The sequence below is a fragment of the Amycolatopsis kentuckyensis genome (assembly GCF_002155975.1).
GTDB classification, from domain to species: Bacteria; Actinomycetota; Actinomycetes; order Mycobacteriales; family Pseudonocardiaceae; genus Amycolatopsis; species Amycolatopsis kentuckyensis.
Map to the genome: position 1 here is coordinate 1 of NZ_MUMI01000835.1, position 740 is coordinate 740.

General features: G+C 77.2%; 1 protein-coding gene. It reads right to left on the minus strand.

The window, feature by feature from the left end; translation table 11 throughout:
• Positions 1–549, minus strand: a 549-nt coding sequence (locus CCN39_RS48490; RefSeq protein ID WP_244211363.1) for an ATP-binding protein, incomplete at its 3' end; no start/stop codon positions are given.
• Positions 550–740 lie beyond the last annotated feature (191 nt).

Here is a 740-nt window from a genome sequence, read left to right on the forward strand (position 1 = left end):
ACACCGACGCGGCCGGCCCGCTGTTCGAGGCGCTGCCGGAGCTGCTGGGCCGGCCGCGTCGGTGTCCCGGTAGGTCGCGACCACCGCGAGCCGCGACCGGCGGATCTCCCCGGCCAGGTGGCGCAGCAGCCGCAGTGACGCCTCGTCGGCCCAGTGCACGTCTTCGAGGACGACGACGAGTCCGGCCGGCCCGGCCGCCGCCACCAGCGCGTCGGCGGCCAGCGCGACGAACCGGAACCGGGCCGCGACCAGGTCGGCGCCGTTGCGGTCGTCCAGGTCGGCGAGCGCGCGGTCGACCTCGGCGCCCGCCTCCGGCAGCGCGCGCAGCACCCGCCGCCACGGCCACAGCGGCGGGGCGCCCGGGTCGTCGACGCACCGGCCCCAGACCGCGGCCGGGCCGGTGACCGCCTCGGCCAGGCGGGTCTTGCCGATCCCGGCCGGGCCGCCGACGAGCACCAGCGCGCCGGTGCCGCCGTCCGCCGCCGCGAGCCACCCGCGCAGGTCGGCCACGGCACCGGCCCGCCCGACGAACGGTTCGCTGCGCGTCACCCGAGCAGTATCCCCTCCGTGCCCGGTTTGCGCGGTGGTCTCCGTACTGGCACTGATGTCCGGGCGGCGGTCCGGGCCGAGAGTGACTCCCAACGCCTTGACCAGCGAAAAGGAGCACCGAAATGCACGCCGTCATCCATCAGTACCGGAGTCCGCTGGGGCCGCACGACCTGGCCGAGGGCGCCCTCGGC